This is a genomic window from Exiguobacterium sp. SH0S7 (assembly GCF_004337195.1).
Taxonomy (GTDB): Bacteria; Bacillota; Bacilli; order Exiguobacteriales; family Exiguobacteriaceae; genus Exiguobacterium; species Exiguobacterium aurantiacum_A.
Window position 1 is genome coordinate 682,225 of record NZ_SJVA01000001.1, and the last position, 26,442, is coordinate 708,666.

Genomic DNA, 26,442 nt, shown 5'->3' on the forward strand with positions numbered 1-26,442 from the left:
ACAATTCCCCTTCTACATCCAATTGAACTTCTCGATTACCTATTTTGAATCAAGAATTTCTAATTATTACTTGCTATCTTCTAAAAGTGTAACGGAGTTGTAATGTGTTTGTCATCTATTTTTGGGCATTCCTGTCTTTTTAGGACTTTCGGACCACAAAAAAAGATGACGACTGTTCGGGGCAGTCGTCATCTCACGGAAGATGAACGTAGTCTGTTACGCGCCGACGCGTTCGAGGATGCGTCGGAGCGAGAGTTCATCGGTCGAAGCGACGATGAGGTCTGCATGACCAAGCATCGACTCTTCCCCGACGGCGACAGCAAACATGTTTGCCGCTTTGATTGCAGTCACGCCTGCTGCTGCGTCTTCAACGCCGATGGCATGTTCGGGTTTCACGCCAAGGGCAGAGGCAGCCTTCAAAAACACTTCGGGATGTGGTTTTGAGTCGGCGACAGTTGCTGCATCGACAATGTGATCGAAGTAATGGCGGACACCAAGTGCGTCAACGACCGCGAATGCGTTCTTTGATGCAGATGCCATTCCGATTTTGAGACCGGCCTCTTTAATTTCATCGAGAAATGAAATGATGCCAGGAAGCAAATCGGCCGAAGAGATGTGCTGAATGAGTTCAACGTAGTGCTCGTTCTTCTTCTGGGCGAGTTCCGCCTTTTCATCCGGTGTGAAATCGTCCTGTCTTCCGCCGAGCGCAAGGATGCGTTCGAGCGAGTCAGTCCGGCTCACCCCTTTCAGCGTCTCATTGAACTCGCGGTCAAATGGAATGTCGAGCTCTTCTCCGAGTTGTTTCCAAGCGAGGTAATGATACTCCGCGGTGTCAGTGATGACACCGTCCAAATCAAAAATGACTGCTTCAATCGTCGACATACATGCTTTCCGCCTTTCCTTCAAATGTTTGTGTCCTCAGACTACATTTAGGGAACTTGACAAGTACCCGTTGCATGATTGGTCAATGATGCAAACGGTTGCACTTGTTCGATTTCTATTATATCGGATAACGCCTCATCTATGCAATCGCTTTCGCAGAAAAAATAAAAAATAGGAAGAGCGCTTCGCTCCTCCTATCATTTTACAATTGAATGCCGACGACTTTCACGTTCACCGCTAGCGGTGTCATCGCGAGCATCGTGTCCATGTCTTGCGTGATCCGCTCTTGGACGCCCGTCACCGTCTTGACGATCGATTGACCGTAAGCGATGTAGAGCGACAAGTTGATGATGACGCCTTCCGACGACTCATCGACTTTGACGTGCTTCATGAGCGCACGCTCTGAGAGTTTCGTGTCTTCTTGTGTGAACGACACGTGTTTCGTTTCTTTGACGACGACCGCGGCAATCATTTCGACGACGTGGCGTGAGACGTTGACGTCTCCTTCTGTACTGTTCATTCCATTTTCATATGGCATGCTGTCACTTCCTTAGCTCTAGTTTCGGTTCCCATCTAAAGTGTAGCGGAAAACCGCCGTTTAGAAAAGGGTTTACGATTTTGGGTCTTTCACGTCCTGCGCACGGCGGACGTCGATCTCAACGAGCGGCCTCAACATCCGGACGGCCGGCGGGCTGATGATGAGCAGGACGATGAGGCAGGCGACACCGAACAAGACGAGCAACTGTTGCCATGACGTCGGCATGAATCCGGCCGGCACGAACGCCTTCCAGGCGACGATCAAAAACACATGGACCAAGTAGACGTATAGACTATACTTCCCCGCCCGCGTGAACACGGGCAACTCACGCCCCGGCACGATGAGTGCGAAGCTGACGGCCATGAGCGTCGACACCGTGTAGACGATCAAGAAAGCGAACGGGCCGCTCCAAATCGCCTCCGGCACCGCCGTCTCGTAGGCGAACCGGAATTTGAACAAGTTGCCGACGTGATAGAACGTGTCTTCCTTTTGGAAGCTCATCGAGGCGAGCAGTCCGAGCGTGAGCACGGTGAAGACGACCGCCCCGCCGATTCGGTAGCGGTTCCGTTGCTCGGCCCGCTTCGGCAGCTCGAAGAAGTTCATCGTGTTGCGCTCACTCATCCAGTTGCCGATCAAGAAGAACGGATAGAACATGATGACTTTCCGGAGCGCGAAGAACCCGGTCGATTCTTCTTGGAAACCGAACAACAGGGCAAACAACAGCGCATAGAGCACATACCCTTTCAACTGGGTCACGTACGGCGTGATGACGTACCAGATGACGATCGCCATCAAATACCAGAGCGCCCAATACGGCTTGAGTATGTTCAATCCCGGGTTTTCGAGCGACAAGAGCGGGATCCCTTCCGTGAAGGCGAACCACGATCCGAGAATGATTTGCCAGATCACATAGACGACGAACAGCTGGATGACACGCAAATAACGGTTCTCCCGGAAGAAGTAACCGCTCAGCATGATGAATAACGGCATATGAAACATATATAAGAACAAATAAACCCACTTCGGCAGTAAATCGTCATAGGCGCCGCGTACATCGGTCAGCAAGTGACCGAAGACGACGAGCAAGACGAGCACGCCTTTAATATTGTCGTACCAATGATTTCGCATAGCGTTCCCTCTAGTTCTGCTGTTGATTTTTCTCTTTGATGTTGGTGTATCGCTTCTGAGCGACAACCCGGATTTCAGCCATCCCCTGCACCGATCATGTTTCGTTCAGTTGGCATTTCTTTCGCTCCCACCACTTGAGCAGGCCCGCCTTGTCCTCAGCCGGGACGTGCTCGAACAAATGATCGACTTCTTCGGTCAGTCCGAAGACGACGAGCTCGGGTTCTGTTTGTAACGTCTTCATCAGCTTATCGAATTCGGCGAAATAAGCGTTCAGCTCACCCGGCGCGACCGAATGAATCACATCGGCCTGCCTTTCCACATATTCAACAAAATAGTTTAGATAAAAGACCCGCACAACGTTTGTCGCGACCGGGTCGGTGAATGCGGTCGCCTCTTTGACAAGCTTCGCCCCGTCCCGTAATTGAGTGAATTTGAATAGATTCCGCGGATTCGGCTCGTCTAGCTTTTGGATGGCACCGACGAGTCGATGGACCTCTTCCTGTTCGAACCCTTCGTTGAAGTATCGGTTCAACGTCGTCTTCACATCGTTGTGCTGTTTATACAAGCCGACGACGAGCTCAATCAACTCTTCTTGAGTGAAGCGCTTCAGCTCAGCACGCAGTTCTCCGACTTTTAACTTTTTCATCTGACCACCCGCTTCATTTTTTTCCTTTCCCATCATAGCCGATTTTTTGACCCGGTGAAATTACGATTCAACAAAAAAATGATGACGTCATTGTCATCATTCCCCGTATCTGCCTCTTACAAGCCGAATCGTCGACAAATCTTCATGCGCGAGCAGGTTTTGCGCGTATTCAAATGGACGAGAGTGGGTAGAGTATAGTATAGTGGTTTTACTAAATAATCAGAATATTCTAATAAAGGAGGTGTGGAGAATGGCTTCTGTCATCCGTAACCGTCATCACGTGGTCCATGACCCGAAACGTTCGTTCTCTAACTTTGGATTTTGGTGGAGTATCGGCGCACTCTCGATCGGTTTATTCATCATCGCTTTCGAGCCGCTCCGTGAACGGTTCAGCGCGTTACATCCGGTCGCTTCAGTCTTGTTCCTGATTGGCATATCGTTCGTGGTCGGTGTCATCATGAAGCTCGCCCGTGATGTCTGGTGGCTCAACTACCTGCTCGAGCGCACGTCGAACCGGTACATGTATATCGGGGCGGACACACTCCGGAGCTGGCAGTACACGCTCGACTCGATCTGGTTGTTGACCCGCACCTCACAAAAAAAGCTCGGCCGATTGTACATCCAAATCGACCGAACCGTTCGTGCTGAAGAGGCGAAACGCATGTTCGCCGCCTATTTGATTGATCGTGGCGTCCTCGTCGTCTACTCGAGATCGTCCAAACCGAAGAAGATGGCCTGACCGTTTCAATCGATTAACGGCACAACCCATGCCCGAGCCGCTTCGACTTCCTCCATTCGCAGCTCGTGCCCGCCCCCGTGATAGAAGAGCTCGACGTCCGCTCCGGCTTCCCGTAGCGTCGACGTCAGCTCTTCTGTTTCTTGTTTCGGACAAATCGGGTCACGCTCGCCGGCCGAGATGAACACGGTCGCACCCGTCAAGTCAGGGAGCGTGAGCGAGCGGTCGGGCACCATCGGATGGAACAAGAGCGACGCCTTGAACGCGTTGTCCCGATAAAGGACCGATCCGATCAAGTTGGCACCGTTCGAGTAGCCGAGCGGGATCATCTTGTCGCGGGCGACACCGTATTTAGCCGCCGCCTCGTCAAGAAACGCGAGGAAGCGCTCCGTCTGTTTCTTCAAATCCTCAAGGTCTAACACGCCCTCCGCGTGACGGCGGAAGAACCGGGACATGCCGTTCTCGAGGACATCGCCCCGGAGCGTGAGAATATTTACTTCGGTTGATAGTTCACGGGCGAGCGGGATCAAGTCCTGCTCCGTCCCGCCTGTACCGTGCAACAAGACGAGCGTCGTCTCGGTCGTGCCTTTAATGAATTGATGAATCATATTCTGTCTCCTCTCGGAATTGTGATGGTTGGTAACGTACGTATGATCTTGTCGCGGTCGACTTCGAGCCAGTCCGGCAGCTTCAGCACGCTGCCGAGTTCATCGATCGTTTCATCAACGAGGAACCCGGGTGTGTCGGTCGCGAGCTCGTGCAAGATGCGTCCTTCGTCATGGAAGTAGACCGAGCGGAAGTAGTGCCGCTCTCTCACCTCGGTCGGACGGAGGCCGCGGTCAAAGATCGCATCTTGCCAAGCGTTATAATCGTCGCCGTCCGTGATGCGCCAGGCGATATGATGGACCGTCCCCGACCCCGGCACCCCGTTCGGGAGTACGGCTTTTTTGACGTCGATGACGTTGCCGTAATCGGCTTCGCCCTCAAGTCGGACCCATTCCGAATCTTCCCCCGTCTTCGTGAAGCCAAACAGTTCGGTCAATAGCCGCACCGTCGCCTCCGGGTCTTTCGACAAAAGCGTCGCCCCGGCGAACCCGGTGATCGCTTGTTGTTTCGTCACGCCTGGAACGAGCCAGTCCGTCTGTTTCGCGCTCTCACGTGCGACGAGCTCGACGACGAGTCCGTCCGGGTCTTCGAACAACAACGACGGCTCGCCGAATCGTTCGGTCGCGACCGTCGCGACACCATGTTCGCGGAGACGCACTTCCCAAAACAAGAGACTGCCAACTGGTACGAGATACGCGGTGACACCGACCTGCCCGCTACCGACGCTGCCTTTCCCGATACCTGGTATCGGGAAGAACGTGATGACCGTACCCGGCGTCCCGGTTTCATCGCCAAAGTAAAAGTGGTACGTGCCCGGGTCGTCGAAGTTGACCGTCTGCTTGATGAAACGAAGTCCGAGGACGTTGCCGTAGAAATCTAATGTGCGTTGCGGGTCTTTCACCATCGCCGAGATGTGATGGATACCTGCTGAGTACGTCGTCATGACATGTCCCCCTTTTTTATTATCTTGATTTCAAGATAAATCATTTTCGATGAAAAGTGAAACTTTTTGCTCACAATGCCGTACGCTAGGAGTAGACACCTAATAAGGAGGACTTACATATGACTTTACAAATTGACCGTGTCTCGAAGCAGTTCGGGGAGTTCACGGCCGTCGACGACTTGAGCTTTCACGTCCCCAGTGGCGAGATGTACGGCCTGCTCGGGGCGAACGGTGCCGGCAAGACGACGACGTTCCGGATGATCTTAGACATTTTAAAGCCGACCGACGGCACGATTCTCTGGGACGGACGCAACGTCGACCATCGCATCGTCGGTTATTTGCCGGAAGAGCGCGGCCTGTATCCGAAGTCGCCCGTCCGCGACCAGCTCGTCTTTCTCGCCAGCCTGAAAGGCATGAAGTCGGCTGAGGCGAAACGTGCCGTCAAGTCGTGGCTTGAACGGCTCGAGATCCCGCAGTACGAGACGATGCGTGTCGAACAGCTGTCAAAAGGAAACCAGCAAAAGATTCAGTTGATCGCGGCGCTGCTCCACAACCCGGAACTGCTCATTTTGGATGAGCCGTTCAGCGGCCTCGATCCCGTCAACGTCGAGATCTTGAAGCGTGAAGTGCTCGCCCTGCGCGACGAAGGGACGACGATCGTCTTCTCGAGTCACCGGATGGAGCACGTCGAAGAGCTGTGCCAACATATCGGCATCTTGAAAGGCGGCCGCGCCGTCGTCAGCGGCGACGTCCCGACGATCAAGTCGCGTTACGCCGAGCCCGTGCTCTTCATCGAGACCGATCGCGTCGACGTCCTCACGGCACTCCCGATCGTCAAAGCGGTCGAACCTCATCGCGACGGTCACCTCGTCCGGCTCGACTCGTTCGAAGGCAGCGACGCGGTGCTCGGCGCCCTCGTGCAAGCAGGTGCTTCCGTCAAGACGTTCATGCGCCAACCCGTCTCGCTCAACGATATCTTCATCAAGGAGGTAGGCAGCCATGTTTCATAACTTCAAACCACTGTACGCGTTCACGTTGCGCTCGAAACTGCGGTCGAAGGCGTTCCTCATCTCGACGATCTTGACGATCGTGTTCATCCTCGGCTTCACGAACATCGACCGTCTGCTCGCGAACTTCGAGGACACCGACCAAGGTCAGGCGCTCCTTGTCACGCAGAACGCCGAACTGACTGAAATCATGCAGTCGCTCGGTTACGAAGGGGTCAGATCGGCCGACATCACCGAGACCGAGGCGCGCGCGGGGCTCGAAAATGGAGATTACGAGATCGTCGCCTTCATCGACGGTGCTTCGGCCCGCGTCTTGTCCGACCGTCCGGAGCCCGATTTCACGACGCTCCTGCAGACGGCGCTCCGCGAAGTCCGCAACGCCGAGTTGATCGAGACGTCAAACATTGACCCGGCCGTCCTCGCCGCTTTGAACGAGCCGGTCCCGATCGAGGAGTCTTACCTCGGCCGTGGCGGCGAGAACTCAGAGGAGCTGTTCTCGTCATTCGCTTTCGTCTACATCATGCTCATGCTGCTCTACGTATCGATCATCACGTACGGCTCGATGATTTCGACCGAAGTGACGACCGAGAAGTCGTCGCGCGTCATGGAACTGATCATCTCGACGACGCATCCGGTGACGCACATGCTCGCCAAGATCTCGGCGATCGGTACGCTCGCCCTGTTACAGATCGGCATCTTCCTCGGGTTCGGTTACTTCAGCGCCCGTAGCAACGAGATGGCCCAATCGGTCATCGACAACGCCGGCAACGCCCGGGCCGTCATCTACTTATTGACGTTCTTCACGCTCGGCTATCTGCTCTATGCGGCCATGTTCGCCGTCCTCGGCTCGCTCGTCAGCCGCGTCGAAGAGTCACAGCAGATGACGATGCCGGTCATCATGCTCCTCGTCGCCGGTTTCCTCGCCGCGATGTTCGGGTTGAACAATCCGGAAGCGCAGATCGTCACGATTTTGTCGTTCGTCCCGTTCTTCACGCCGATGCTCATGTTCCTCCGCGTCATGCTCGTCGACGTACCGGTCTGGGAAGTCGCCTTGTCGATCGGCATCATGCTCGGTTCGATCGGTGTCATCCTCTGGATCGGCTCGAAGTTCTATCGCGGCGGCGTCCTGTTCTATGGCAACAATGCGATTAAACAATGGCGTCAAATATTACAAAATCGTCAATAACGTTTACAGCATTTTCGTTTTCGTATACTCTAAAGAATGTGCAAAATGAGGAGGAAACGAACTATGCGATCACGATTACTCGCAGCCTTGATCTTTACATTCATGACGACGCTCACGACGTTCATCTGTTATACCGTCTTCTTAGAGGCCGACGCGTTGTGGCAAATCTTGCTCGCATACGCGGGCAGCACGTTCCTCGGAACGCTCGCGTTTTGGTATCCGGTCAGTAGACGTTCTGAGACGTCAAGGTTCGGCGGCGCGTGGATCGGGATTTTGATCACGGCGGCGACACTCGTCGGATTCACGATCATCCGTTTCACCGTTCGCGGTGATGCCGCATCCTTACTCGACTGGCAGACGATGCTCGCGAGCCTCGCCTATACGTTCGGTTACGTCGGCTGGGTACTCACGATTCTCAACATCGTGCTCGGCTTCCTGCTTGCCGGGACGAAACCGAAAGTGCGTTATGAAGCAAGACCAATGCGTTGATAATGTCAAGAACGGCTGCCCTTTGGGTAGCCGTTCTTTTTCATGTTCGAAACCAGTCCCAGAACGCGGCTCCTTGTGCCACGATCAAATAATCTAGCCACCGTGAAAAATTAAAGGGCAAACGATTCAACCTCGCATCGGCTTCATCAAAGGTCAAAAACTCGCCTATCCACATCCGGTCTTCCGTTTCGCTTATGTATTCACAGACAATCCATTCTCCGTCACGACCGGCCCCTATAGGGAGAAAAGATGGAGGACATTCCCATCGTTCACGGCTTGCGATGATTTCTTCAACCGAAAATAGCTCAATCCCTCCACCGTACTCCACATCTTCAAACAATTTAGCTCCGTTATGTTCTTTTAATAATGCACGGACCGCTAGCGGTGTTTCTTTCGGTAACCGGTCTAACTCATCGTCTGTTCCGGGATGGTTGAACGCAAAAGCCAACTGATTCACGTATCCTTCTTCTAATTGCACGTCGAGCCGATTGTTCACTAGTCTTTGTTTCAGTGCTTGAACTGCGACCATGCTGCTCATCACTCCTTTTATACATATTGAAAAAGCCGTGGTCGCCCACGGCCTCGCTCACTGCAACTTATACGACTTATCGACGATGCCAAACTCCGTATATTGGAACGAGTTATCGACGAATTGTTCCGGGACGAGCTGATCGACATAGCGGGCGAACGGGACGATGCGATGTGTCGCCTCATGCGTCCGTCCGAGGTCGAGCACGGCATCGACCAACGCTTCTAACGCGTGGTGCGACGTCGGTTCCTCGTCCTCTTCAAAGATGCGGCGCAGTTCCTCTTCGTGCATCAAGTCGAAGATGCGCATGCGTGTCTCGAGCTGACGCTGCATGTCTTCCGTCGACTTCCCGTGCATCGCTTCTTCATAGGCGAGCTTCATCTGTTCGAGTTCAGGGGCTTTGCCTTTCATGAGCACCTTCAGGGATTCCCCCGTCCAAATGTGCCGTGCCAAGTAGTTCGCGTCAATCTTCAGCGCCTCGGCGAGCGCCTCTATGTAAGGCATCGTCGGGTACACTTCACTGAGCTCGGTCCGGCGAATAAAGTACGGAGCGACACCAATCTGTTCGGCGAGTGCCTCGATTGAGATACCCGTCCGCTCACGCAAGATTCGGATCCGGTCCCCATAACCCCGGTACGGTGCATTTTTACCATCCATTGAATTCTACCCCCTCTTTTCCATTATAGTTCCCGAATCCACAAAAAAATACTCGGAAGCGCATGCTTCCGAGCAAGTGGTCGAATTAATTATTTTTTCGTCAACTCGACGACTTCAGATGAACCAGCTGTGACGTTGTCGCCTTCAGCAACAAGTTTGTTCACAGCGAAGCTGTCATGGTTCGTGATGATGATCGGTGTGATCGTCGACGGTGCGTTCGCTTTGATGAAGTCAAGGTCGAACGTGACGAGCGGGTCGCCTGCTTTGACGGCTTGGCCTTCCGTGACGTGCGTCTCGAAGCCTTCACCTTTAAGGTTGACCGTGTCCAAACCGATGTGGATCAAGTACTCCGCACCGTTGTCCGCGTTGATGCCGATCGCGTGTTTCGTCGGGAAGACCGTCGCGATTGTCCCGTTGACCGGTGAGACGACTTTTCCGTCTGTCGGTTCGATGGCGATGCCATCACCCATCATTTTTTGTGAGAACACTTGGTCAGGCACGTTCGTAATATCGATGACTTTCCCTGTAAGCGGTGAAACCGCGTTCAGTTGCTCGTCTTTACCACCAAAAAGTTTTTTAAAGAATCCCATAGCTTAATCCCTCCAACATGTTCTGTTAATCAAAGTCTTAGCTTTTATACCCGAAAAGCTATTACTTCAATCCCTACCCTATTCACGGTATAGTTGTATTAAGGTAGTGCGAATTCGTTTACACATCGTAAGAATACGAGTGTGCAATCGCTTTTGCAAGCCCTTTTTACACTTTATAAAAATTTCACATGATGGAGGCGCTTACAATGACTACTTTCACAAAATTGTCATACGAACGGCCCGACGTGGACGTTTTAAACAGCCGATTGTCGGACTATTCAGTCGAATTGCAGCAAGCGAGCACACTCGAAGAGGCGAACGAATTGATTCGCCAAATCAACCAGGAACGGAACGCGTTCGAGACGCAAAGTCAGCTCGTCGCGATCCGCCACTCGATCGATACGCGCGATGCGTTCTACGAAGCCGAGCAGACGTTCTTTGACGACGCGTTGCCGGTCTACGAGAAAGAAGTCCAGGCGTACTATCGCGTCTTGACGGAGCACGACCTCCGCAGCCAGCTCGAAGCGGAATGGGGCAGCCAATTGTTCGAACTCGCGGAACGGGCACTCAAAACGTTCGACGAATCGCTCATCCCGAAACTGCAAGAAGAGAACCGACTCGCGACGAGCTATCAAAAAGTGATGTCGGCCGCACAGATCGAGTTCGATGGCAAGACGCTCAACTTGTCACAGTTCGGCCCATACTTACAGTCACCCGACCGGTCGGTACGAAAAGCAGCGTCCGAGGCGCGTTATACATACCTCGCCGACAACGGTGACGAGCTCGACCGGATCTATGGCGAACTCGTCCGCGTCCGGACCGAGATCGCGCACGCGCTCGACTTCCCGTCGTTCGTCGAACTCGGCTACGCCCGGATGCAACGCGTCGGCTATGATGAGTCGATGGTCGACAACTTCCGTAAACAAGTGCGCGACGTCATCGTCCCGCTCGCGACGACGTTAAAAGACAAGCAGGCGAAACGCATCGCTGTCGATACGCTCCGCTACTATGACGAATCGTTCGTCTTCCCGGACGGCAACGCGACACCGCAAGGCGACGAGTCGTTCATCATCGAGGGCGGCAACAAGATGTACCGTGAGCTCTCAAGCGAGACGGACGAGTTCTTCCAGTACATGCAAGAGCGCGGTGCCCTCGATCTTACGGCGAAGCCCGGCAAAGCCGGCGGCGGTTACTGCACGTACTTACCGTCTGAAGGCCTCCCGTTCATCTTCTCGAACTTCAACGGCACGGCGGGCGACATCGACGTGCTCACGCACGAGGTCGGTCACGCCTTCCAAGTGTACGAGAGCCGTCATTTGACGACACCGGAATATGCGTTCCCGACGTACGAGGCGTGTGAGATCCACTCGATGTCGATGGAGTTCTTCTGCTGGCCGTGGATGGAGCTGTTCTTCGGCGACCAGGTCGACAAGTACAAGTTCAACCACTTGGCCGGAAGCGTCACGTTCCTCCCGTACGGCGTCCTCGTCGACGAGTTCCAGCACATCGTCTATCGGAAGCCCGACATGACGGCAGCCGAACGTCGTCAGGCGCGGCGTGACCTTGAGAAGGCGTACTTGCCGCACCGCGACTATGAGACGAACGACTATCTCGAGTCGGGCGCGTGGTGGCACCAACAAGGCCACATCTTCCAAAGCCCGTTCTACTATATCGACTACACGCTCGCCCAAGTATGTGCCTTCCAGTTCTGGGTGCGCATGCATGAGGACCGTGAGTCGGCGTGGAGCGATTACCTCACGCTCTGTCAGGCCGGCGGCAGCCGCTCGTTCCTCGAGCTCGTCGACCTCGCCGGATTGAAGTCACCGTTCGAAGACGGTGTTTTAAAAGAAACGCTCGGACAGATTGAAGACTATCTATTGAAGCACCCGTTAGCAAACTAAAGACATACGAAAGGTGAGCCCACGCTGTGGACTCACCTTTTTTTAAATCACATCTAACGGTTCTTTCCCGCTCGGCGGCGGGAACGCCTCGTCGAGCGCTTTGAAATCTTCTTCAGTCAAATTGAGGAGCAGCGCTGCCCCGTTCTCTTCGACGTGCGCTTTCTGCCCCGCTTTCGGGATGGCGATAACGTTGCCGCTCCGCACAGTCCACGCGAGCAGGATTTGAGCCACCGACGCATGATACGCCTCGGCGATTTGTTTCACCGTCTCATCGTTAAAAATCTTCTCTTTCACGTCGCTGCCTTCAGCGAGCGGCGAATAGGCCATCATCGGGATGCGCTGCTCTTCTAGGAACGGCAACAAGTCGTGCTCGATGCCGCGGCTGCCGAGATGATACAGCACTTGGTTGACCGCACAATGCTTCCCGTTCGGCAAGGCGAGCAGTTCCTTCATGTCGTCGACGTCAAAGTTTGAGACGCCCCACGCCCGGATCTTCCCGTCTGCTTTCAGCTGTTCGAGCCCGTCGACCGTCTCCTTGAGCGGGATGTTGCCGCGCCAATGCAACAAGTAAAGGTCGAGATAGTCGGTGCCGAGCCGCTCGAGCGTCGCGTCGCACGCCTGTACGAGCTTGTCGCCCCCGGCGTTATGTGGATACACTTTCGAGACGAGGAAAACGTCCTCGCGACGGTCTTGGATTGCTTCCCCGACGAGTGTCTCCGACTTGCCTTCCCCGTACATCTCGGCCGTGTCGATGACGTGTAATCCGCAGTCGAGACCTGTCTGTAACGCCTCGATCTCCGCGTCATGTTTTGATGCGTCATCGCCCATGCGCCACGTGCCTTGACCGAGGGCGCGCATCTCGCGCCCGTCCGGCAATTTGACCACGTGTTGTTTCAATGCCGCCAAAATCAGTGTGTGTGGAATTCGGTTCATGTTGTTTCCTCCTTGATCCATTGATCGTGCAACGGCCCTGTCGTCCCGAAGACGGGATCGGTCGCCGGTTTGTCGACGCGTTCGATTCGATGGACGTTGTCCGGGCGTTCTTCCGGCTTGCCCGTCAACGTGTCATAGTCGCGTCCTTCCGGATACGCCCCGACGATTTCGAAGTCATCGCTCGCCTCGAGTCGGCGGTGTCCCGTCCCTGCTGGCAGGATCAACACGTCACCGGCATTCAACGAGACGAGATCGCCGGTCGCGCCGCCGAGTTGAACGGTCGCACGGCCTGACCTCACCCCGAGCACCTCGTGCGTGTTGCTGTGATAGTGGTGATAGTCGAACACACCGTTCACCCAACTGTTACCCCAACCGTTATGCTCGAACGTCGCCTGGATGCCGTCCGCCTCTTCGAACACGCGTCGGTATAACAGCACCGGGTAATACGGGTTGTTCGGGATCGAGCCGTCATCTTTAAATCGATATGTGGACATGTCCATGTGATCGCCTCCTTGTCTCTGACAATGTACCCGACATGAGGCAACAAAAAACGGCCGCACAAGATTGTGCGACCATTCGATCAGGAAATCACGTCTTCACCGGTTTGTTCGATATGCACTTCGCCCCAGGCGCACATGGCGTCGAGGATCGATTGGAGCGACCAGCCATAGTCAGAAAGCGAATAGACGACTTTCGGCGGGACTTGTTCATAGACGGTCCGGATGATGACGCCGTCCGCCTCGAGCTCACGCAACTGTTGCGTGAGCATTTTTTGCGTGATGTTCGGCATGAGCTTTTTCAATTCACTCGTCCGGCGTTCGCCTTTGATCAAATGACACATGATGATGACTTTCCTTCGCGGAAGTCGTCTTTCTAGTTACAGTTAAAGGCTCGATCGCGTGTAACTCAGTTTGAAAATGTTCATGAACAGTATATAGAAAAATGAAGGAAACCAGAATCAATTTAGGTTTCCTTCATCCTTTTTCCCATAAAGCAGTTGCTCCCTCGCTCGCCTTTTCCGTTCTGCCTCGGATATTTCTTTGTAAAGCGCAATCACGGCATCGAATGAACTTTCGACGTCGATTCGTTGTTCCAACAGTTGATCAACATAGAATCCGTGTCGCAAATTCTCGAGGTAGAGTTCCGCTGTTTGATTGAACATCATCTCGAACTGCTCTTTTGCTCTTTGAATCTCGTCACGAGGTCTCTTATCCGTTAAACGTTGCTGGTCGAAAGGGTCTGTCGAATGGATAAGCTCGTCCCACGCTTCAGGCGATAGTCTCGCTTTCCAATAATCATAGCCCGATTCAAAGCGTTGCAACGGTCGACCGGATGGAAACGACTTTTCGGCATACGCTTCGTACAGTTTTTTCCAATGTTCGAAAAACCAATTGATCATCGCCATGTCCCAGTCCATGAATATCTCCAACTTATCATGTTCGACATATTGGACCCTTCCGCCTTGATATGTCACCTCATAACGAATCGTCCCTTGAATGGATTCGTCGCGATAAAACATGTCATCGCGATACATCATATCATCTAAATCGAGGTCTGCCGGCTTCTCATACGCTTCGAGTGCACTTGCAAGCGATTGGACCGCTCCTGTCGTCAAATCGGTGAACGTCACCTCAATCCGCTCGATGGTTCGGGGTATCTTAAGAATCCCTTCGTTGTAACAGAAGGTCAAGACGAGCGACCGTAGGCTGTCCGTCGAATCGGGAATCGCAATCCATTCATGCAGCAGCGGGTCATGGTAATAACCCTCTTTAATCAATGCTTTTGTGTTGAGGGCATCGTTTTCGATGATTGAATACAACAGGACGTCGAGGTGTTGAATTTCACCGTAAGGAATTGTCCCATAAAAGCTTTCCTCAATCACGTCACCCGTCCGGAAGTCCCGACCGCTCCACCACTCCACGACAAAACGCCATCGCTCGACAAGCCACCATACCCACTCACCGCCGCTCATACCGGTTTGCCATTCATTCCGTTCATGGACAACCCACTCATCTTTATCAAACGAGACGGACTGAGAGGTCCCGTCTTGGTAGCGGACCTGATAGGTGAAGATGCCATGTAACGTGTCTCGGTGAAGCAACGAATACGCCGATTCATTCAAAAACAGCATGAAATCGATGAAGTTCACCGCTTCCTCAGACCCTGCCTCTTGAAACCATAGCTCAATCGATTCAATGACTCGTGCTTCCATCTGTAGCTTGCCTCCCCCATCGCTTGTAATCACACATACAAAAACCAACCCGCTTTCACACAGGTTGGTGCATTCGCTCAATTCACTTCGCTCTCAAGCTGTTTCAATTTCGTCGAGTAGTACTCGATGATGTCACGGCGTCGGATGATGCCAATGAAATACTTGCCGTCATCGACGACCGGCACGAAGTTTTGATCGGTGATCGCATCGACGAGCTCCTCGATTTGCGCCGTGATTGATACCGGTTTATAGCGTATACGTTGTTTGATGTCTTTCAGGCGAGTCCGGAGCACTTTCTCGTAATCTTCTTCCCCGCGAAGTTGTTCGGCGAGTGCCCACAGTAAGTCTCCTTCCGTCATCGTTCCGGCGTAAAAGCCGTTCTCGGATACGAGCGGCACCGAGGTGAAGCGATGATGCTTCATCTTCTCGAGCGCTTGCCGCACCGTCGACTCCGGGTCTAAATATTTGACGTCTTCTTTCGGATATAAAAAGAAAGCGATGTTCATATATAATCTCTCCTCAATCTGTTAATCCACCACGCTATTGTACCATGAATCGTAGGGTTGACCGCAATAGTTGAAAGCACCCCACAATTGTTTCACCCTCCCTTCATTAGTTGCTGCCACAGAAAAAAGTCCTTTACAAGAACAGGACCGGCGTGACACGTCATCAACAGAAAACTGGAAAGTAACTCCAATTATTTATACCCTGTACGCATCGATTCTACCCGTCCGAGTCCATAAAAAAAGACGCCTTTGATCAAGGCGTCTCGTCTAATCAGATAAATTGTAACATCGTTTGATTGAACTTCTCCATCTCATCGAGCACGGTACCGTGACCGCTCTCCTCGAAACGCTCGATGCGCGCGTTCGGGATGCCTTTTTCCATCTCTAGGGCAAACTCGAACGGACAGACTTTGTCGTGGACGCCATGGATGATCAGCGTCTCGACGCCGACTTTCGGCAAGTCTTCACGAAGGTCCTCGTCGCGGAGCGCTTTCGCCGAGGCGATCGTCCCGTGGCTCGAGGCGATGAGCGACAAGCTGTGGAACCAGTTTTGAAGCGGCTCTGGATGCTTCTTCTCAAAGAAGATCTCGCCGAACCCAGTCAACATCGAGGCCCGGTCGCGTTTCGTATCTTCGATCAACGCGTCGACTTCTTCTTTTGTCATCCCGTACGGATAGTCCGGGCGTTGCGTGAACACCGGTGCCGCCGCGCCGGCGAGGATAAGTTTTTTCAAACCGCCGTCCGGATAATCGACCGCATAGCGGATCGCGATCGCCCCACCCATCGAGAAGCCGACGAGTGTGAAGTCTTTGACACCGAGGCCGTTGACGACCATGTTCACGTCAGACGCCATCGTCTCGTAGTCATAGCCCGTAGCCGGTGCGTCCGACTTCCCGTAACCGCGGTAATCGATACCGACATAGCGGTAGCCCGCATCCAACAGCGCGTTTTTCTGATACTCGAACATGTTGTTGTTCGCCGGCCAGCCGTGCAAGAAGACGACCGCGTCACCCGTTCCGACGTCCTCGACAAAAATAGACGTCCCGTCATGTGCTGTAATGTAATTTCCCATTATTCAAAACCCCCAATCGTATTGTTGAGCGTTGTGCGCCGTACGTTTGCCCACAACCCATCTGTTCCCGTTTGAGCGAACTGAAAACCTGTCAACCGTCGCGCCAGAGCGATTCGGCCTTCAAAATATGCTCGACCGCTTGCGCGCCTTCTCGTAACACGGACGTCTTCCACGTCTCGTCTTCCGGGTAGAACATAGCCATGAATTCTTTTTTGATGCCGTTACGTGCCTCCGGATCTTTCGTGCCTTCGAAATAGAGGCGATTCTCTAAAATGATCGTCAAAAATTCGCGGATCAGCGCTTTCGTCGACGTCCCGAACGTCCCGAACTCGAACAAGGCCGAGACGAGCTGCTTGTCCGGGTAATGCGTGTCACGAACGTAATAAAAATGGTTCGTCGAATCGCCAAGCACGGCTTCCGGATCGTACGTCTTGATGTTCTTCAACCCGTACGTCTGTTTTAACTGCTCGGCGCTGCGTCCGTCCCGCTCGCTGACGAGCATCGTCACTTCGTTCGTCGGCCCGAGCGCGGTGTGCCAGTCCATATGGACGACCCGGTCGTAACGGTCGAGAAGATCGTGCTGGATCTCTTTCATGAAGACGGCGGACGGTTCGTCGGCGTCTCCGCCATAATAGACGCCTTTCGGGAATTGGTACTGGCCCATCCCTTTCGCCTCGGTCATCGCGTCGAACCCGTCGAGCTTGATGCCAGAGCCGAGGAACGAATAAATGTGTTCGCGCGCCTCGTGATAGTCGTCGATGACACCGTCCGGGACGAACAAGTGGCGCATCACCTCATACTCTTTATTGACGTTTCGCGGCAGCGATTCTCGGTCGACGACGTAGTTTCGGTTCAAATCGACGTTATGTTCGTTGACGCGCCGGAAATGTTTCATCCCCCATGGGTTGACCGCATGGATGAAGCAGACGCCTGTCACGTCATGGCGGACGTTGCCGAGCTGTGTCTCGATGAATTGCGTGGTCACAGCCGCACCGGCGTAGCCTTCGATCCCATGCTCGCCGATCGTCATGAGCAGCATCGCCTCACGTGACCCGGCCGGTTCGCCGATGATCACGTCGATCGTATCTTCCCCGATCGAATGCGACATCGTCCGCGCGCTCGGGTAGTATTGTTTGACGGTGTCGAGCAAATCGAGAAACCTCTCGCGCGACTCGTCGTAAGATGATGAAAAATAAGTACTCATAGTATTCCCTCCATTCATGTCTTCTGTACCCCTTTCCCATTTCGAGGCAAGCTAAAAACGCCTCCCGAGGAAGGCGTTTCGATTAATGGGCTCCGGCTTTCGTGCCGCGGTCTTGGCGGCGGAACGCAAACAAGTAGACAAGCGGGGCGAGCAAGACGGCACCGAACAGCCAATACGCACCAGGGCTTGCGAACAACGGTACGAACGCGCGGAAGAACAAGGCGACAAGTGAAAACCCGACGACGAGCTCGGCTGTCCAAATGACGGCGCGCCGGACGGCAAGCGTGAGCGTGTTCGTTTTTTGGAACAACGCTGCGATAAATGCGATCAAAAAAGCCGGGAAGCTACTGAACCAAAGCATCCGATTCAACGTCGATTCGGCAAAGTAGGTGTTGCCGAGCGACACGGTCATCACGTAATGGGCAATCAACACAAGCAAGACGACGATCCAACCGACAAGGACATCTCGTTCCCATTTTTTCATCGTTCTCCCTCCAATCTTACGAAAAAGAGCTACACTTGTATTTACCCGTTTTTCATGCAGTTCGGTCATATGACACAACAAAAAACGCATCCCATCAGGAACGCGTCTTCGTTCACTTATCGAACAGATGACTTGCCCAGTCGCGGGCCCGCTCGAGCTCTCCATCTTTGAGCGGTCCTTCTTTGTCGAGGACGAGGAATGATTCTTGAAGCACGGGCTCTGCCCCTTTTTCCGTAAGCTCCCGGCCGATCCGGGTCGAGGCGTGGCCGAACCATTTGACGATCTTCCCGACGAAATAGCCTTGGTCTTCTTCGGCCATGCTCGTATCGAACGCTGCGGCCCGCACTCCGCGGAGCGCATGATCCGACAGTCCGTCGAGAAACGTCTTCACGTCCTCGGTCTCACGCCCGCCGTGTGTCGGTGACCCGACGACGAGTAAATCAAGGTTGGCGAGATCCCCGTAGCCGATATGACTGATGTGAACCGCCTCGACTTGATGAAGCTCGTCGAATCCGTCCTTGATGGCGTGGGCGACTTTTTCTGTGCATCCGTACATCGAGTCAAAAGTGATGAGGATTTTCATGACGTATCCCTCCATTAAGCGAAAGCTCTCTCGGTCTACATGGGACTATTCCCTTAATGGTGGACCGCTCATCATGTATCCATTCTTTTCTCTATAATCCGATTCGAAGTCTGTTCCTCAACGTCATATAAGTTCATCGCTGTTTCCTCAGTCTAGCGCCAAAAAATACGGCGATTCCCAAGCCGATGGCGGCATAGGCGATCACGTCTAGATGATTTCGGCTGTCAAACGGCGCCTCATGGACGAATTTGGCCCGCTTCCACTCCGTCCCATCCTCGACCGCGAGCACGTCTTCGACCGACTCTCCATCAACTTGACGATATTCTGTGCCGATCGGATACATGTTCGAGGCGTCGCCGTAATAGTCGCCGGTCATATCGTCGGCCAACGTCTCGACCTCGCCGACGACCTCACCAAGATCCGCCTCAGCGACGACTTCGTCCGTCACTTCATACACCCGTCCGTCCAAGACAACGAACGCATACGCCCAGGACATGGCGTGGACCGACACTGAGACAGACAGCAGCAACGCCACCATCCAGACGACTCGTTTCATTCGATCGCCCAGACGAACGTCGCCGTATCGCTCAAATCGATATCGTCCGGCTGAAGCTCTGGCATCGACGCCTGTGAATGGAACACCTCTTCATGGAATACCAAATTAGTTGGCGAGTAAAGATGGAGCTCGGCCCACGTATAGTCAATCCGTTTCAATTCCCCAAGCTTCGCACCGGCCGCTTTCGTCAACAGTTCAGCCCGATGCAACGCACTCTCCGCCGCGCTGGCGAGGAGTGCATCGCTAACCGTATCTGAATCTTTAATTGTGAACTTGATGGACAGTTTCGGATCTGCCATTGAATTCGTGACGCTTTGGATGACGTCAGACAAGCGTTTCGTGTCGAGGTCAAACTCAAGTTTTGTTCGTTGCTCACACACATAGCCACGGAAACGAGATTTATAATTTCCATCCTCGTCACGGTAACTTTCATAGTCTGTATCGATCGAGAAGTCCGTCGTCTTTAGAGCGGTCTTATCGAAGCCGACCTGTCCAAGCGCCTTTTGCAGACGCGCCATGGCCGTCGCCGCTAGATTCATCGTCTCCTCATAGCGCACGGCCTTCGAAGTTAACTCCATTTTTACGACAATCAAATCCGGTTTGGCCGATACTTTTCCTGTTCCTTTGACTGTGATCGTACGGTCCATACGATTTCCTCCTTATAAGCTAAAAAAGTCGAATTGCACTACGTTTTTGAAGACACATTATAAACGGAACTCCATTCATGTACACAGGTGTTCCAAACAGTCGACACAGACTTTTTTGTCTAGAGTTGGTGACAGTTATTCTCATTTGGAAATTAATTATTCCATTCCCCTTTATTGTTAAATGATGGTATATTGGTAAGGTTGTTTTTGCACATATATATGAGGAGGATTTATTCATTGAACAAAAAATTATTCGAACGAGCCGACGTCATCATCGTTGCACTCATTTTACTGTTCCCATTAGGATTATTCCTGATGTGGCGTCATCAAAAATTTAACGAATCTACACGTGTTCTAATCACTTGCGCCATCTTAATTTTAGTTGGTTCGGCGTACACGCAAGCGACGAAAGTGAGCCGACAAGTGTATGAGCAAGATCTTTCCGCAGAACAAGCTAAATACGTCGCTCTCCAAACCAAAGTCGAGGCCGCCCAACAAGAATTAGACAATTCGATGGAAGAAGTCGAAGTACTTCGTGTAGAAGCTGACGAAAAATCCAAACTTCAAATTGCCGAAGCCGAACAACAAGCTTTACAACTTGTAAAAGAGGCAGAGTCTAAAGCCGACACGATTCTTTCCAAAGCTGAGGATGAAGCGGCAAGCGTCGCCCAAGCTCAACTCAATGAAGCGAAAGAAAAAGCTGCCAATCTCATTACACAAGCCGAGCAAGAGGCAAGCGCTTTGAAAGCCGCATCCGTAAATGAAAGTTCGTCTTACTCGGCCGCTGCTGCGCCGACAAGTCAAAAGTTCCAAAACTGTACGGACCTCCGCGGCACTTACCCGGGTGGTGTCAGTTCAGATCATGCGGCTTACCAGCCGAGCATGGACCGTGATAAAGACGGCTGGGCTTGTGAATAATGGATGCCAGAATCAATCTCCCATCATCGGTGAGGTTGATTTTTTATGCTTCTTACTTCTTACACCCGAGTTGTCAATGACACCACGAGTCCAACGAGATAGCCGAGTGCTGCACCTGCCGCAATCCCATACACCAGTTCAAAATCAAACAGGAGCGACCCAATGATTCCGATCCCCGCCCCAAACACTAAACCGAGTCCTACCCCTGACGCACGCCAATTCTGCTCTGTCATCGTAGCCCTCTCCTCTTCCATATCCTCTTCCCTTTAACGGAACCGTTCCATCATGAACGCCTCCACGTCATCGAGTGTTTCAGCGCCATTCAATGATGGATAGGCATCACGACTGAAGACGAGCCCTTCGTCCGTCTCTAGGAACATATATCGATCACCGTCTGGAAAGCCGTAATCACTCACATCCATCACTTGAAGCATGGCCCCATTTTGTGACCAGATGTGGGAAGCATCATGCCGTCTCGGCATAAAAATTCCTTCCGTGCCGAGGCGAAGTTCAGAGATGACGTCCGCATCCGACTGAAGCACCTTGGAACCGACACCGGCAACCGTGAGAACTTGAATCGTGCTGCCCGGCCCGATATCTCCCCGATAGACGTCTGTCACGCCAATCGTCACAATCGATTGATATTCCTCTTGTCCGTTGAAGTCGAGTTCAATCTGGTCAATCTGCTTCACAATGCCACGCACCACAATGGGATCCCATTTCGAGAACAGTTCATCCTCACTCATCTCGGCCAGGTTTGCGGACGACATCCCGACATCGATGTCCTCTTCATCAATATACGCGACCGACATATTGCTCGAGCTGTCCGATAGCGGAATCAGTTCTTTAAAACCATCCCATGTCACGGCAAAGAGTGTGACAGCAGCTGCTGCGATGAGACCGCCAATCCAACGCCAATGTCTCCGCTTTTTGACTTCAACCACCATCGATTCCTCAACGAAACAGTCATCGACGTCTCCCATCAAACGTGTGAGCCGATCTCCGTTCATAGCGCCACCCCTTCCGCTTCGAGCACTTGCTTCAAGTCGTTCCGAGTTCGCAGCAGCACCATCTTCACCTTGCTCTCGCTCACCTGGCGCATCTTCGCGATGTCTTTAATCGACTGAAAGTGAAAGTAACGCCCCATAAAGATCTGTCGGGTCTCTTGTGGCAACTGGGCCAAAAAATCGTTCAATAGCTCGACGACTTCCGAATCGGTCGCGACGGAGGAGGCGAGACAGTGCTCGAGCTCACTGACGATGAGGGGGACTTGCCCGGCTCCGCGTTTCTTGGCGTTCGCCTTCTCATACTTGTGGAGCGAGACGTTACGGACCAGCTTCGCCAAATAGGCGGCGAGCCGCGCTGGACGGGTCGGCGGAATCGCTTGCCACGCCTTCATGTACGTGTCATTGACGCACTCGTCCGCGTCTTCTCGGCTATGCAAAATATTATACGAAATCGAATGACAATAGCCGCCGTACTTTTGCGCCGTCGCTTCAATCGCCCGCTCGGAACGCCTCCAATACAAATCGATGATCGCTTGATCGTCCAATCGAATCCCCCTCTCGATGATTTACACTTCTATAGACCGGAAATGGAGCCAATCGGTCACACGTTTCGTAAAAGTTTTTTTGAGCGGCTCTTCACGGCTGGACTCCCCGTCTCGAGTTGCGTCTCGAGCAAGGCTTTCAGCTCGTCGCGGAAACGTGAATGCACGGCGTTCAAGTCGAAGATGGCCTGCAGCGAGTTGACGATGACGATATTGCTCGTCTCCGTTTCAATCCAACCGCTGAGCACACGGACGATGTCGGTTGCCTCATCCTCCGTCCACGTCATCCGTGGCATCACTTGAGCCAAGTGCCATCTCACTTCTTGTTGAGTAGTAGTATGTAGCTGTTGGAATAAGGACGCTTGATGCGGTCGCAGCAGTTCCGGATGACGACGTGTCACTTTCTCCATCGCATCTGCGCTCCGCATCCGGACGACGGGACGGTCATCAGTCAATCCGTTCATCAATTCATTGAATCGTTCCGGGTCGTTCCCGACGAAAGCGACGACCGCATCGACGTGACCGATGGAGCGCAAGTCCCCACCGTTCAATAGTTCTCGGATGTCCATTCTCCCACCTCTTTCCTCATTCTCATTTTACAGAAAAAGGGACTCAGTAGACACTGAATCCCTTTGCATGCATATTAGTTATTCTCTTGCTTCAACCGGTCGATGATATTATCCGACTTCACTTTCGAAATTGCATATACCATTGAAGAACCGACGATGAGGAAGATCACGATCGTGACAAATAAGATGTCACTCCACGGCAACGCGAACGGCACTTCGAACGTATTAATTTGGGCCCGGTAGATGAGGTACATGATGAGAATGCTGATTGGAAGTCCATAAGCTAGCGCTTTCAATCCGTAAAAGATGCTTTCATAGTACACCATCTTGTTGAACCCTTTCGGTGTCATCCCAACCGATCGCAGCATCGCAAATTCGCGACGACGTAACGAAACGCTCGTCGAGATCGTGTTGAAAATATTCGCCACCGAGATGAGCGAGATCAACACGATGAACCCATAGATGAAAATCGACATCAACAACAACATCTGCTCTTGTTGTTCGCGTCGTTCCGACACGTTAGTCACATAGATATCCATGTTTTGTTCCGCTTCAATCACCTCTTGCGTCGCGTCAGGATTTGTCGTATTCAATGCGATGAAAGAACTTTGTAAGTTAAGCGCTTCACTAATATCGCCTTCTTCGAACGTTCCTTCCCGTACAATTAAATCGAGCCAGCCGAGAGAACTCGATGTCATCCCGTTCGGAATGATGTCCGTCATGGCCGCTACTTTCACCGTATCGGACGGAATCGCATTTCCCGTCGCATTTTCTTCGTATAAATCAATCGTGTCACCGATTTCGGCTTCAATCGTTTTCGTCATAACAAATTTTTTCTTATCTGCATCTTGATACGAGACTTCATCAATCAACACAGCGCCAGGAACCTCTCCATCGCTAACGTCACTAGAAGATGCCCCAATCTGTTTCAAGTACGCATCGAAACTTTTGTTATCGAGTTGATAGAGTGACACATAGTAACCATATTTCCCATCAACGACTGAAGCTGCCAAATCTTCTCGTTCCATAATCGTTTGTGGCAGTCGATTTGCTTCGACGAACGCTCGGACCGTGGCATTTTCTAAATAGGTACCGCTCGTAACATCTTCAATCGCCTCGTAGCGACGCAAGTCTTCTTGATCGAGATCTATACCTGACACGAGAATATCGTACGTATAGTCTCCTTGCGACATTTCAAAAGACTGTTCAAGTTGGGTCGTAAAGTAACTGACGACTAAAAAGAGAATGATACTGATGACAAGTGAGAACACAGTCGCCAAATACCGTTTTCGGTTACGTTTCGTATTTTTCAGCCCGATTTCCGCTTCCAAACCGAAGATCCGTCGAACGAGCTTTGACGTCTTCACGCTCTTCGACGTCAGTCGAACATCTTGGGTTTGACGAATCGCGTCAATCGCAGAAATTTTGGAAGCGCGGCGTGCCGGAAGATAACAGGAAATGAAAATCGTCACGCTCGAAATCAAAACCGTCAACAGGAGCGTGAGTGGTGTGACGACGACTTCAAACTTCTCTGTCACATTCAATGCCTTCTCGACAAAGGCATTGATAAATAGGAACGTGAATCCGATTCCCGTGATCCCCGCAACGATACCAATCGGGATACTGATCCCGCCGATAATCAACCCTTCAAAGAAGACCGAGTTCCGCTTTTGTCGTTTCGTCGCACCGACACTCGCGAGCATACCAAGGTAACGTGAGCGTTCAGATACGCTGATGGCGAAAGCGTTGTAGATGAGCGAAATCGAACCGATGACGATGACCGCCATGACAATCCCGGCGAAGCCGTATAGCGTTTTGCGTAGCCCGCCATCGTCCGTCACCCCGTAATAGCGAAGAAGCGATGAGTTATAGGCGACTCCCTCAATCCCTTGTTCTTTCATCAACTGATCCGTTTCTTCATAAATCGAGTTGCTGACATCGTTCAAAGCGACGAACGTATCGACGGTCTCCCCGTTCAAGTCCTTGTCGTCAACGTATCCGACGACCGTATAGCCTGGGGACCAAGTCGGCTCCCATGCCGGGCGAGCCATCGTACCGACGACAGTCAACGTCACCGTGTCCTCTACTTTCAATTGCTCAAGGACATCTTCCCCTTCACGCATCAAGCCATCGTTTTGCGTCAACACGCGACCTGATTCGTCCATGCGCTCGCCGATATCGAGCGTCAACTGATCGCCGATGTTGTGCGTGACTTGAGCATTTTGACGGATTGCCTCGGAAATGACGACTTCTCCGTCTTGTTTCGGCAAGCGCCCCTCAGTCAGGTCGATCGGAAAGTTTTTCAATCCTGACGGGTTGTAGTTCCGAATGTACACATACGGTTTATACACATTTTGTGAACCTTCTAGTTCCGCATAGCCATCACTTGATAGAATGACGTCTTTTGTCGCCGCGTCGTCACGAATTGCCTCGACTTGCTGTTCATTTGTATTCATATATTGGACGTGCCATTCTCCGTTGTCCGCGATATCTTGACGAATCATCAAGTCAAGGAAAGAAGAACCGAGTGTCGTCACAGCCGTGATCATCGCCACCGAGATGATGACACCGATAATCGTGACGAGCGAGCGCCGCTTATTCTCGCGCAAATGCCGAATCGTCATTTTATGGATGATATTCATGGGCGGACGACCTCGTTCTTCGCAATCTTCCCATCCTCAATCGAGATGATTCGATCGGCCTGTAAGGCAATCCGTTCGTCATGGGTGATGATGATGAGCGTCTGATTGAATTTCTTGTTGAAAAGTTTCAAGAGACTCATGATTTCTTCACTATTTTGACTGTCTAAGTTTCCCGTCGGCTCATCGGCCAAGATGATGGCCGGGTTACTGATGAGCGCCCGGCCGATAGAGACGCGTTGTTGTTGCCCGCCAGACAACTGGTTCGGCAAATGCGTCAACCGGTTCGACAACCCTAGGATCCCGATGATGCGCTCCAAATGGGCCGGGTCAACTTTTTGCTCATCCAACAACATCGGAAGTGTGATATTCTCTTCAACCGTCAAAATCGGAATCAAGTTATAAAATTGATAAATCAACCCGATTTGGCGGCGACGGAAGATGGCGAGTTGTGTCTCGTCTAACTTGTAAATATCCGTGTCATCGATGAGCACGTTCCCGCTCGTCGGGACGTCGACACCGCCAAGTAAATGCAACAGCGTCGACTTCCCTGAGCCCGACGGTCCGACGATACAGACGAACTCTCCCTTTTTCACGGTAAACGACACGTCATCGAGCGCCCGCACTTCCATCTCATCTTTTCCGTACACTTTTGATAAGTTTTTCACTTCTAAAATATTCATAGTTGCACCCTCCAGTACTTGATCTACCTTGAGTGTACCGAGCGAGTGT

32 protein-coding genes are annotated in these 26,442 nt (G+C 52.4%); 6 read left to right on the top strand and 26 right to left on the bottom strand.

Features of this window, described 5'->3' with window-relative positions; all coding sequences use genetic code 11:
* Positions 1–216: 216 nt before the first annotated feature.
* The 4 genes from pgmB to EVJ22_RS03515 form a co-directional block, all read right to left on the bottom strand.
* Positions 217–882: a beta-phosphoglucomutase gene (gene pgmB, locus EVJ22_RS03500; RefSeq protein ID WP_071398027.1), complete on the bottom strand. Its 666-nt coding sequence runs from the start codon at positions 880–882 to the stop codon at positions 217–219.
* A gap of 202 nt (positions 883–1,084) precedes the next feature.
* Positions 1,085–1,402: an Asp23/Gls24 family envelope stress response protein gene (locus tag EVJ22_RS03505; RefSeq protein WP_233589584.1), complete on the bottom strand. Its 318-nt coding sequence runs from the start codon at positions 1,400–1,402 to the stop codon at positions 1,085–1,087.
* Positions 1,403–1,492: 90 nt separating this feature from the next.
* Entirely contained in the window at positions 1,493–2,548 is a 1,056-nt protein-coding gene (locus tag EVJ22_RS03510; protein ID WP_071398028.1) for an acyltransferase family protein, read from the bottom strand.
* Between the two features lie 94 nt (positions 2,549–2,642).
* Positions 2,643–3,194 carry a hypothetical protein gene (locus tag EVJ22_RS03515; protein ID WP_131443252.1) on the bottom strand — a complete coding sequence of 184 codons (552 nt, stop codon included), beginning with the start codon at positions 3,192–3,194 and terminating at the stop codon, positions 2,643–2,645.
* A gap of 250 nt (positions 3,195–3,444) precedes the next feature.
* On the opposite strand from EVJ22_RS03515, the gene EVJ22_RS03520 reads away from it, so the two are divergent.
* Entirely contained in the window at positions 3,445–3,933 is a 489-nt protein-coding gene (locus EVJ22_RS03520; RefSeq protein ID WP_071398030.1) for a restriction endonuclease subunit S domain-containing protein, read from the top strand.
* A 5-nt stretch (positions 3,934–3,938) separates the two neighbouring features.
* On the opposite strand, the gene EVJ22_RS03525 is transcribed toward EVJ22_RS03520, so the two are convergent.
* Both EVJ22_RS03525 and EVJ22_RS03530 read right to left on the bottom strand, forming a co-directional pair.
* Positions 3,939–4,538 carry an alpha/beta hydrolase gene (locus EVJ22_RS03525; protein WP_071398031.1) on the bottom strand — a complete coding sequence of 200 codons (600 nt, stop codon included), beginning with the start codon at positions 4,536–4,538 and terminating at the stop codon, positions 3,939–3,941.
* On the bottom strand, positions 4,535–5,479 hold the full coding sequence (locus tag EVJ22_RS03530) for a VOC family protein (protein ID WP_071398032.1): 945 nt from the start codon (positions 5,477–5,479) through the stop codon (positions 4,535–4,537). Before EVJ22_RS03530 ends, EVJ22_RS03525 begins: the two co-directional genes overlap by 4 nt.
* Positions 5,480–5,598: 119 nt before the next feature.
* Here EVJ22_RS03530 and EVJ22_RS03535 point away from each other — a divergent pair, with 119 nt between their 5' ends.
* The 3 genes from EVJ22_RS03535 to EVJ22_RS03545 all read left to right on the top strand — a co-directional run bounded on the left by EVJ22_RS03535 (position 5,599) and on the right by EVJ22_RS03545 (position 8,161).
* Positions 5,599–6,489, top strand: coding sequence for an ABC transporter ATP-binding protein (locus EVJ22_RS03535; RefSeq protein WP_071398033.1), 891 nt, complete (start codon positions 5,599–5,601; stop codon positions 6,487–6,489).
* Positions 6,479–7,672 carry an ABC transporter permease gene (locus tag EVJ22_RS03540; RefSeq protein ID WP_071398034.1) on the top strand — a complete coding sequence of 398 codons (1,194 nt, stop codon included), beginning with the start codon at positions 6,479–6,481 and terminating at the stop codon, positions 7,670–7,672. Before EVJ22_RS03535 ends, EVJ22_RS03540 begins: the two co-directional genes overlap by 11 nt.
* 63 nt (positions 7,673–7,735) lie before the next feature.
* Positions 7,736–8,161 (top strand): hypothetical protein, encoded by a 426-nt coding sequence (locus tag EVJ22_RS03545; protein WP_071398035.1) that lies wholly within the window; start codon positions 7,736–7,738, stop codon positions 8,159–8,161.
* A 40-nt stretch (positions 8,162–8,201) separates the two neighbouring features.
* Here EVJ22_RS03545 and EVJ22_RS03550 read toward each other — a convergent pair whose 3' ends face one another.
* From EVJ22_RS03550 to EVJ22_RS03560, 3 genes are all read right to left on the bottom strand, one after another.
* A complete protein-coding gene (locus tag EVJ22_RS03550) occupies positions 8,202–8,690 on the bottom strand; it encodes an SMI1/KNR4 family protein (protein WP_071398036.1) in 489 nt (162 codons plus the stop codon).
* A gap of 57 nt (positions 8,691–8,747) precedes the next feature.
* The gene (locus EVJ22_RS03555; protein WP_071398037.1) at positions 8,748–9,347 is read right to left on the bottom strand and encodes a helix-turn-helix domain-containing protein; all 600 of its coding nucleotides are present in this window, start codon (positions 9,345–9,347) and stop codon (positions 8,748–8,750) included.
* An 89-nt stretch (positions 9,348–9,436) separates the two neighbouring features.
* Positions 9,437–9,937, bottom strand: coding sequence for a PTS sugar transporter subunit IIA (locus EVJ22_RS03560; protein WP_070328619.1), 501 nt, complete (start codon positions 9,935–9,937; stop codon positions 9,437–9,439).
* A gap of 206 nt (positions 9,938–10,143) precedes the next feature.
* Here EVJ22_RS03560 and EVJ22_RS03565 point away from each other — a divergent pair, with 206 nt between their 5' ends.
* Positions 10,144–11,838, top strand: coding sequence for a M3 family oligoendopeptidase (locus EVJ22_RS03565; protein ID WP_131443254.1), 1,695 nt, complete (start codon positions 10,144–10,146; stop codon positions 11,836–11,838).
* A 42-nt stretch (positions 11,839–11,880) separates the two neighbouring features.
* Here the strand turns inward: EVJ22_RS03565 and EVJ22_RS03570 are convergent, their stop codons facing one another.
* The 11 genes from EVJ22_RS03570 to EVJ22_RS03620 form a co-directional block, all read right to left on the bottom strand.
* On the bottom strand, positions 11,881–12,771 hold the full coding sequence (locus EVJ22_RS03570; RefSeq protein ID WP_071398039.1) for an aldo/keto reductase: 891 nt from the start codon (positions 12,769–12,771) through the stop codon (positions 11,881–11,883).
* A complete protein-coding gene (locus EVJ22_RS03575) occupies positions 12,768–13,271 on the bottom strand; it encodes a cupin domain-containing protein (protein ID WP_071398040.1) in 504 nt (167 codons plus the stop codon). Before EVJ22_RS03575 ends, EVJ22_RS03570 begins: the two co-directional genes overlap by 4 nt.
* Positions 13,272–13,351: 80 nt before the next feature.
* On the bottom strand, positions 13,352–13,618 hold the full coding sequence (locus EVJ22_RS03580) for a winged helix-turn-helix transcriptional regulator (RefSeq protein WP_071398041.1): 267 nt from the start codon (positions 13,616–13,618) through the stop codon (positions 13,352–13,354).
* Positions 13,619–13,729: 111 nt separating this feature from the next.
* On the bottom strand, positions 13,730–14,983 hold the full coding sequence (locus EVJ22_RS03585) for a hypothetical protein (protein WP_071398042.1): 1,254 nt from the start codon (positions 14,981–14,983) through the stop codon (positions 13,730–13,732).
* A gap of 77 nt (positions 14,984–15,060) precedes the next feature.
* A complete protein-coding gene (locus EVJ22_RS03590; RefSeq protein WP_071398043.1) occupies positions 15,061–15,489 on the bottom strand; it encodes a CBS domain-containing protein in 429 nt (142 codons plus the stop codon).
* 271 nt (positions 15,490–15,760) lie between these two features.
* Complete coding sequence (locus EVJ22_RS03595) at positions 15,761–16,561, bottom strand: alpha/beta fold hydrolase (protein ID WP_131443256.1); 801 nt, start codon at positions 16,559–16,561, stop codon at positions 15,761–15,763.
* A gap of 91 nt (positions 16,562–16,652) precedes the next feature.
* Positions 16,653–17,765, bottom strand: coding sequence for a M14 family metallopeptidase (locus EVJ22_RS03600; RefSeq protein ID WP_071398045.1), 1,113 nt, complete (start codon positions 17,763–17,765; stop codon positions 16,653–16,655).
* Between the two features lie 82 nt (positions 17,766–17,847).
* Positions 17,848–18,249, bottom strand: coding sequence for a hypothetical protein (locus EVJ22_RS03605; protein ID WP_071398046.1), 402 nt, complete (start codon positions 18,247–18,249; stop codon positions 17,848–17,850).
* A 112-nt stretch (positions 18,250–18,361) separates the two neighbouring features.
* A complete protein-coding gene (locus tag EVJ22_RS03610; protein ID WP_233589585.1) occupies positions 18,362–18,832 on the bottom strand; it encodes a flavodoxin family protein in 471 nt (156 codons plus the stop codon).
* 133 nt (positions 18,833–18,965) lie between these two features.
* Positions 18,966–19,388 carry a hypothetical protein gene (locus tag EVJ22_RS03615; RefSeq protein WP_131443258.1) on the bottom strand — a complete coding sequence of 141 codons (423 nt, stop codon included), beginning with the start codon at positions 19,386–19,388 and terminating at the stop codon, positions 18,966–18,968.
* Positions 19,385–20,035, bottom strand: a complete 651-nt coding sequence (locus EVJ22_RS03620) for an SIMPL domain-containing protein (RefSeq protein WP_071398049.1) — start codon at positions 20,033–20,035, stop codon at positions 19,385–19,387. Before EVJ22_RS03620 ends, EVJ22_RS03615 begins: the two co-directional genes overlap by 4 nt.
* Before the next feature lie 237 nt (positions 20,036–20,272).
* On the opposite strand from EVJ22_RS03620, the gene EVJ22_RS03625 reads away from it, so the two are divergent.
* On the top strand, positions 20,273–20,953 hold the full coding sequence (locus EVJ22_RS03625) for an excalibur calcium-binding domain-containing protein (protein WP_071398050.1): 681 nt from the start codon (positions 20,273–20,275) through the stop codon (positions 20,951–20,953).
* A gap of 59 nt (positions 20,954–21,012) precedes the next feature.
* Here EVJ22_RS03625 and EVJ22_RS15450 read toward each other — a convergent pair whose 3' ends face one another.
* The 6 genes from EVJ22_RS15450 to EVJ22_RS03650 form a co-directional block, all read right to left on the bottom strand.
* Complete coding sequence (locus EVJ22_RS15450; RefSeq protein WP_158625491.1) at positions 21,013–21,186, bottom strand: hypothetical protein; 174 nt, start codon at positions 21,184–21,186, stop codon at positions 21,013–21,015.
* Between the two features lie 33 nt (positions 21,187–21,219).
* Positions 21,220–21,963, bottom strand: coding sequence for a hypothetical protein (locus tag EVJ22_RS03630; RefSeq protein ID WP_071398052.1), 744 nt, complete (start codon positions 21,961–21,963; stop codon positions 21,220–21,222).
* On the bottom strand, positions 21,960–22,505 hold the full coding sequence (locus EVJ22_RS03635; RefSeq protein WP_071398053.1) for an RNA polymerase sigma factor: 546 nt from the start codon (positions 22,503–22,505) through the stop codon (positions 21,960–21,962). Before EVJ22_RS03635 ends, EVJ22_RS03630 begins: the two co-directional genes overlap by 4 nt.
* Positions 22,506–22,561: 56 nt before the next feature.
* The gene (locus EVJ22_RS03640; RefSeq protein ID WP_071398054.1) at positions 22,562–23,071 is read right to left on the bottom strand and encodes a HEAT repeat domain-containing protein; all 510 of its coding nucleotides are present in this window, start codon (positions 23,069–23,071) and stop codon (positions 22,562–22,564) included.
* A 74-nt stretch (positions 23,072–23,145) separates the two neighbouring features.
* Positions 23,146–25,713 (bottom strand): ABC transporter permease, encoded by a 2,568-nt coding sequence (locus tag EVJ22_RS03645; RefSeq protein WP_131443260.1) that lies wholly within the window; start codon positions 25,711–25,713, stop codon positions 23,146–23,148.
* The gene (locus EVJ22_RS03650; RefSeq protein WP_071398056.1) at positions 25,710–26,393 is read right to left on the bottom strand and encodes an ABC transporter ATP-binding protein; all 684 of its coding nucleotides are present in this window, start codon (positions 26,391–26,393) and stop codon (positions 25,710–25,712) included. Before EVJ22_RS03650 ends, EVJ22_RS03645 begins: the two co-directional genes overlap by 4 nt.
* Positions 26,394–26,442 lie beyond the last annotated feature (49 nt).

What these genes read in the sequence shown, in the direction of transcription:
- pgmB (WP_071398027.1), bottom strand. Translation starts at nt 882, where the DNA reads ATGTCGACGATTGAAGCAGTCATTTTTGATTTGGACGGTGTCATCACT.
- EVJ22_RS03505 (WP_233589584.1), bottom strand. Translation starts at nt 1,402, where the DNA reads ATGAACAGTACAGAAGGAGACGTCAACGTCTCACGCCACGTCGTCGAA.
- EVJ22_RS03510 (WP_071398028.1), bottom strand. Translation starts at nt 2,548, where the DNA reads ATGCGAAATCATTGGTACGACAATATTAAAGGCGTGCTCGTCTTGCTC.
- EVJ22_RS03515 (WP_131443252.1), bottom strand. Translation starts at nt 3,194, where the DNA reads ATGAAAAAGTTAAAAGTCGGAGAACTGCGTGCTGAGCTGAAGCGCTTC.
- EVJ22_RS03520 (WP_071398030.1), top strand. Translation starts at nt 3,445, where the DNA reads ATGGCTTCTGTCATCCGTAACCGTCATCACGTGGTCCATGACCCGAAA.
- EVJ22_RS03525 (WP_071398031.1), bottom strand. Translation starts at nt 4,538, where the DNA reads ATGATTCATCAATTCATTAAAGGCACGACCGAGACGACGCTCGTCTTG.
- EVJ22_RS03530 (WP_071398032.1), bottom strand. Translation starts at nt 5,479, where the DNA reads ATGACGACGTACTCAGCAGGTATCCATCACATCTCGGCGATGGTGAAA.
- EVJ22_RS03535 (WP_071398033.1), top strand. Translation starts at nt 5,599, where the DNA reads ATGACTTTACAAATTGACCGTGTCTCGAAGCAGTTCGGGGAGTTCACG.
- EVJ22_RS03540 (WP_071398034.1), top strand. Translation starts at nt 6,479, where the DNA reads ATGTTTCATAACTTCAAACCACTGTACGCGTTCACGTTGCGCTCGAAA.
- EVJ22_RS03545 (WP_071398035.1), top strand. Translation starts at nt 7,736, where the DNA reads ATGCGATCACGATTACTCGCAGCCTTGATCTTTACATTCATGACGACG.
- EVJ22_RS03550 (WP_071398036.1), bottom strand. Translation starts at nt 8,690, where the DNA reads ATGGTCGCAGTTCAAGCACTGAAACAAAGACTAGTGAACAATCGGCTC.
- EVJ22_RS03555 (WP_071398037.1), bottom strand. Translation starts at nt 9,347, where the DNA reads ATGGATGGTAAAAATGCACCGTACCGGGGTTATGGGGACCGGATCCGA.
- EVJ22_RS03560 (WP_070328619.1), bottom strand. Translation starts at nt 9,937, where the DNA reads ATGGGATTCTTTAAAAAACTTTTTGGTGGTAAAGACGAGCAACTGAAC.
- EVJ22_RS03565 (WP_131443254.1), top strand. Translation starts at nt 10,144, where the DNA reads ATGACTACTTTCACAAAATTGTCATACGAACGGCCCGACGTGGACGTT.
- EVJ22_RS03570 (WP_071398039.1), bottom strand. Translation starts at nt 12,771, where the DNA reads ATGAACCGAATTCCACACACACTGATTTTGGCGGCATTGAAACAACAC.
- EVJ22_RS03575 (WP_071398040.1), bottom strand. Translation starts at nt 13,271, where the DNA reads ATGGACATGTCCACATATCGATTTAAAGATGACGGCTCGATCCCGAAC.
- EVJ22_RS03585 (WP_071398042.1), bottom strand. Translation starts at nt 14,983, where the DNA reads ATGGAAGCACGAGTCATTGAATCGATTGAGCTATGGTTTCAAGAGGCA.
- EVJ22_RS03590 (WP_071398043.1), bottom strand. Translation starts at nt 15,489, where the DNA reads ATGAACATCGCTTTCTTTTTATATCCGAAAGAAGACGTCAAATATTTA.
- EVJ22_RS03595 (WP_131443256.1), bottom strand. Translation starts at nt 16,561, where the DNA reads ATGGGAAATTACATTACAGCACATGACGGGACGTCTATTTTTGTCGAG.
- EVJ22_RS03600 (WP_071398045.1), bottom strand. Translation starts at nt 17,765, where the DNA reads ATGAGTACTTATTTTTCATCATCTTACGACGAGTCGCGCGAGAGGTTT.
- EVJ22_RS03605 (WP_071398046.1), bottom strand. Translation starts at nt 18,249, where the DNA reads ATGAAAAAATGGGAACGAGATGTCCTTGTCGGTTGGATCGTCGTCTTG.
- EVJ22_RS03610 (WP_233589585.1), bottom strand. Translation starts at nt 18,832, where the DNA reads ATGAAAATCCTCATCACTTTTGACTCGATGTACGGATGCACAGAAAAA.
- EVJ22_RS03615 (WP_131443258.1), bottom strand. Translation starts at nt 19,388, where the DNA reads ATGAAACGAGTCGTCTGGATGGTGGCGTTGCTGCTGTCTGTCTCAGTG.
- EVJ22_RS03620 (WP_071398049.1), bottom strand. Translation starts at nt 20,035, where the DNA reads ATGGACCGTACGATCACAGTCAAAGGAACAGGAAAAGTATCGGCCAAA.
- EVJ22_RS15450 (WP_158625491.1), bottom strand. Translation starts at nt 21,186, where the DNA reads ATGACAGAGCAGAATTGGCGTGCGTCAGGGGTAGGACTCGGTTTAGTG.
- EVJ22_RS03630 (WP_071398052.1), bottom strand. Translation starts at nt 21,963, where the DNA reads ATGAACGGAGATCGGCTCACACGTTTGATGGGAGACGTCGATGACTGT.
- EVJ22_RS03640 (WP_071398054.1), bottom strand. Translation starts at nt 23,071, where the DNA reads ATGGACATCCGAGAACTATTGAACGGTGGGGACTTGCGCTCCATCGGT.
- EVJ22_RS03645 (WP_131443260.1), bottom strand. Translation starts at nt 25,713, where the DNA reads ATGAATATCATCCATAAAATGACGATTCGGCATTTGCGCGAGAATAAG.
- EVJ22_RS03650 (WP_071398056.1), bottom strand. Translation starts at nt 26,393, where the DNA reads ATGAATATTTTAGAAGTGAAAAACTTATCAAAAGTGTACGGAAAAGAT.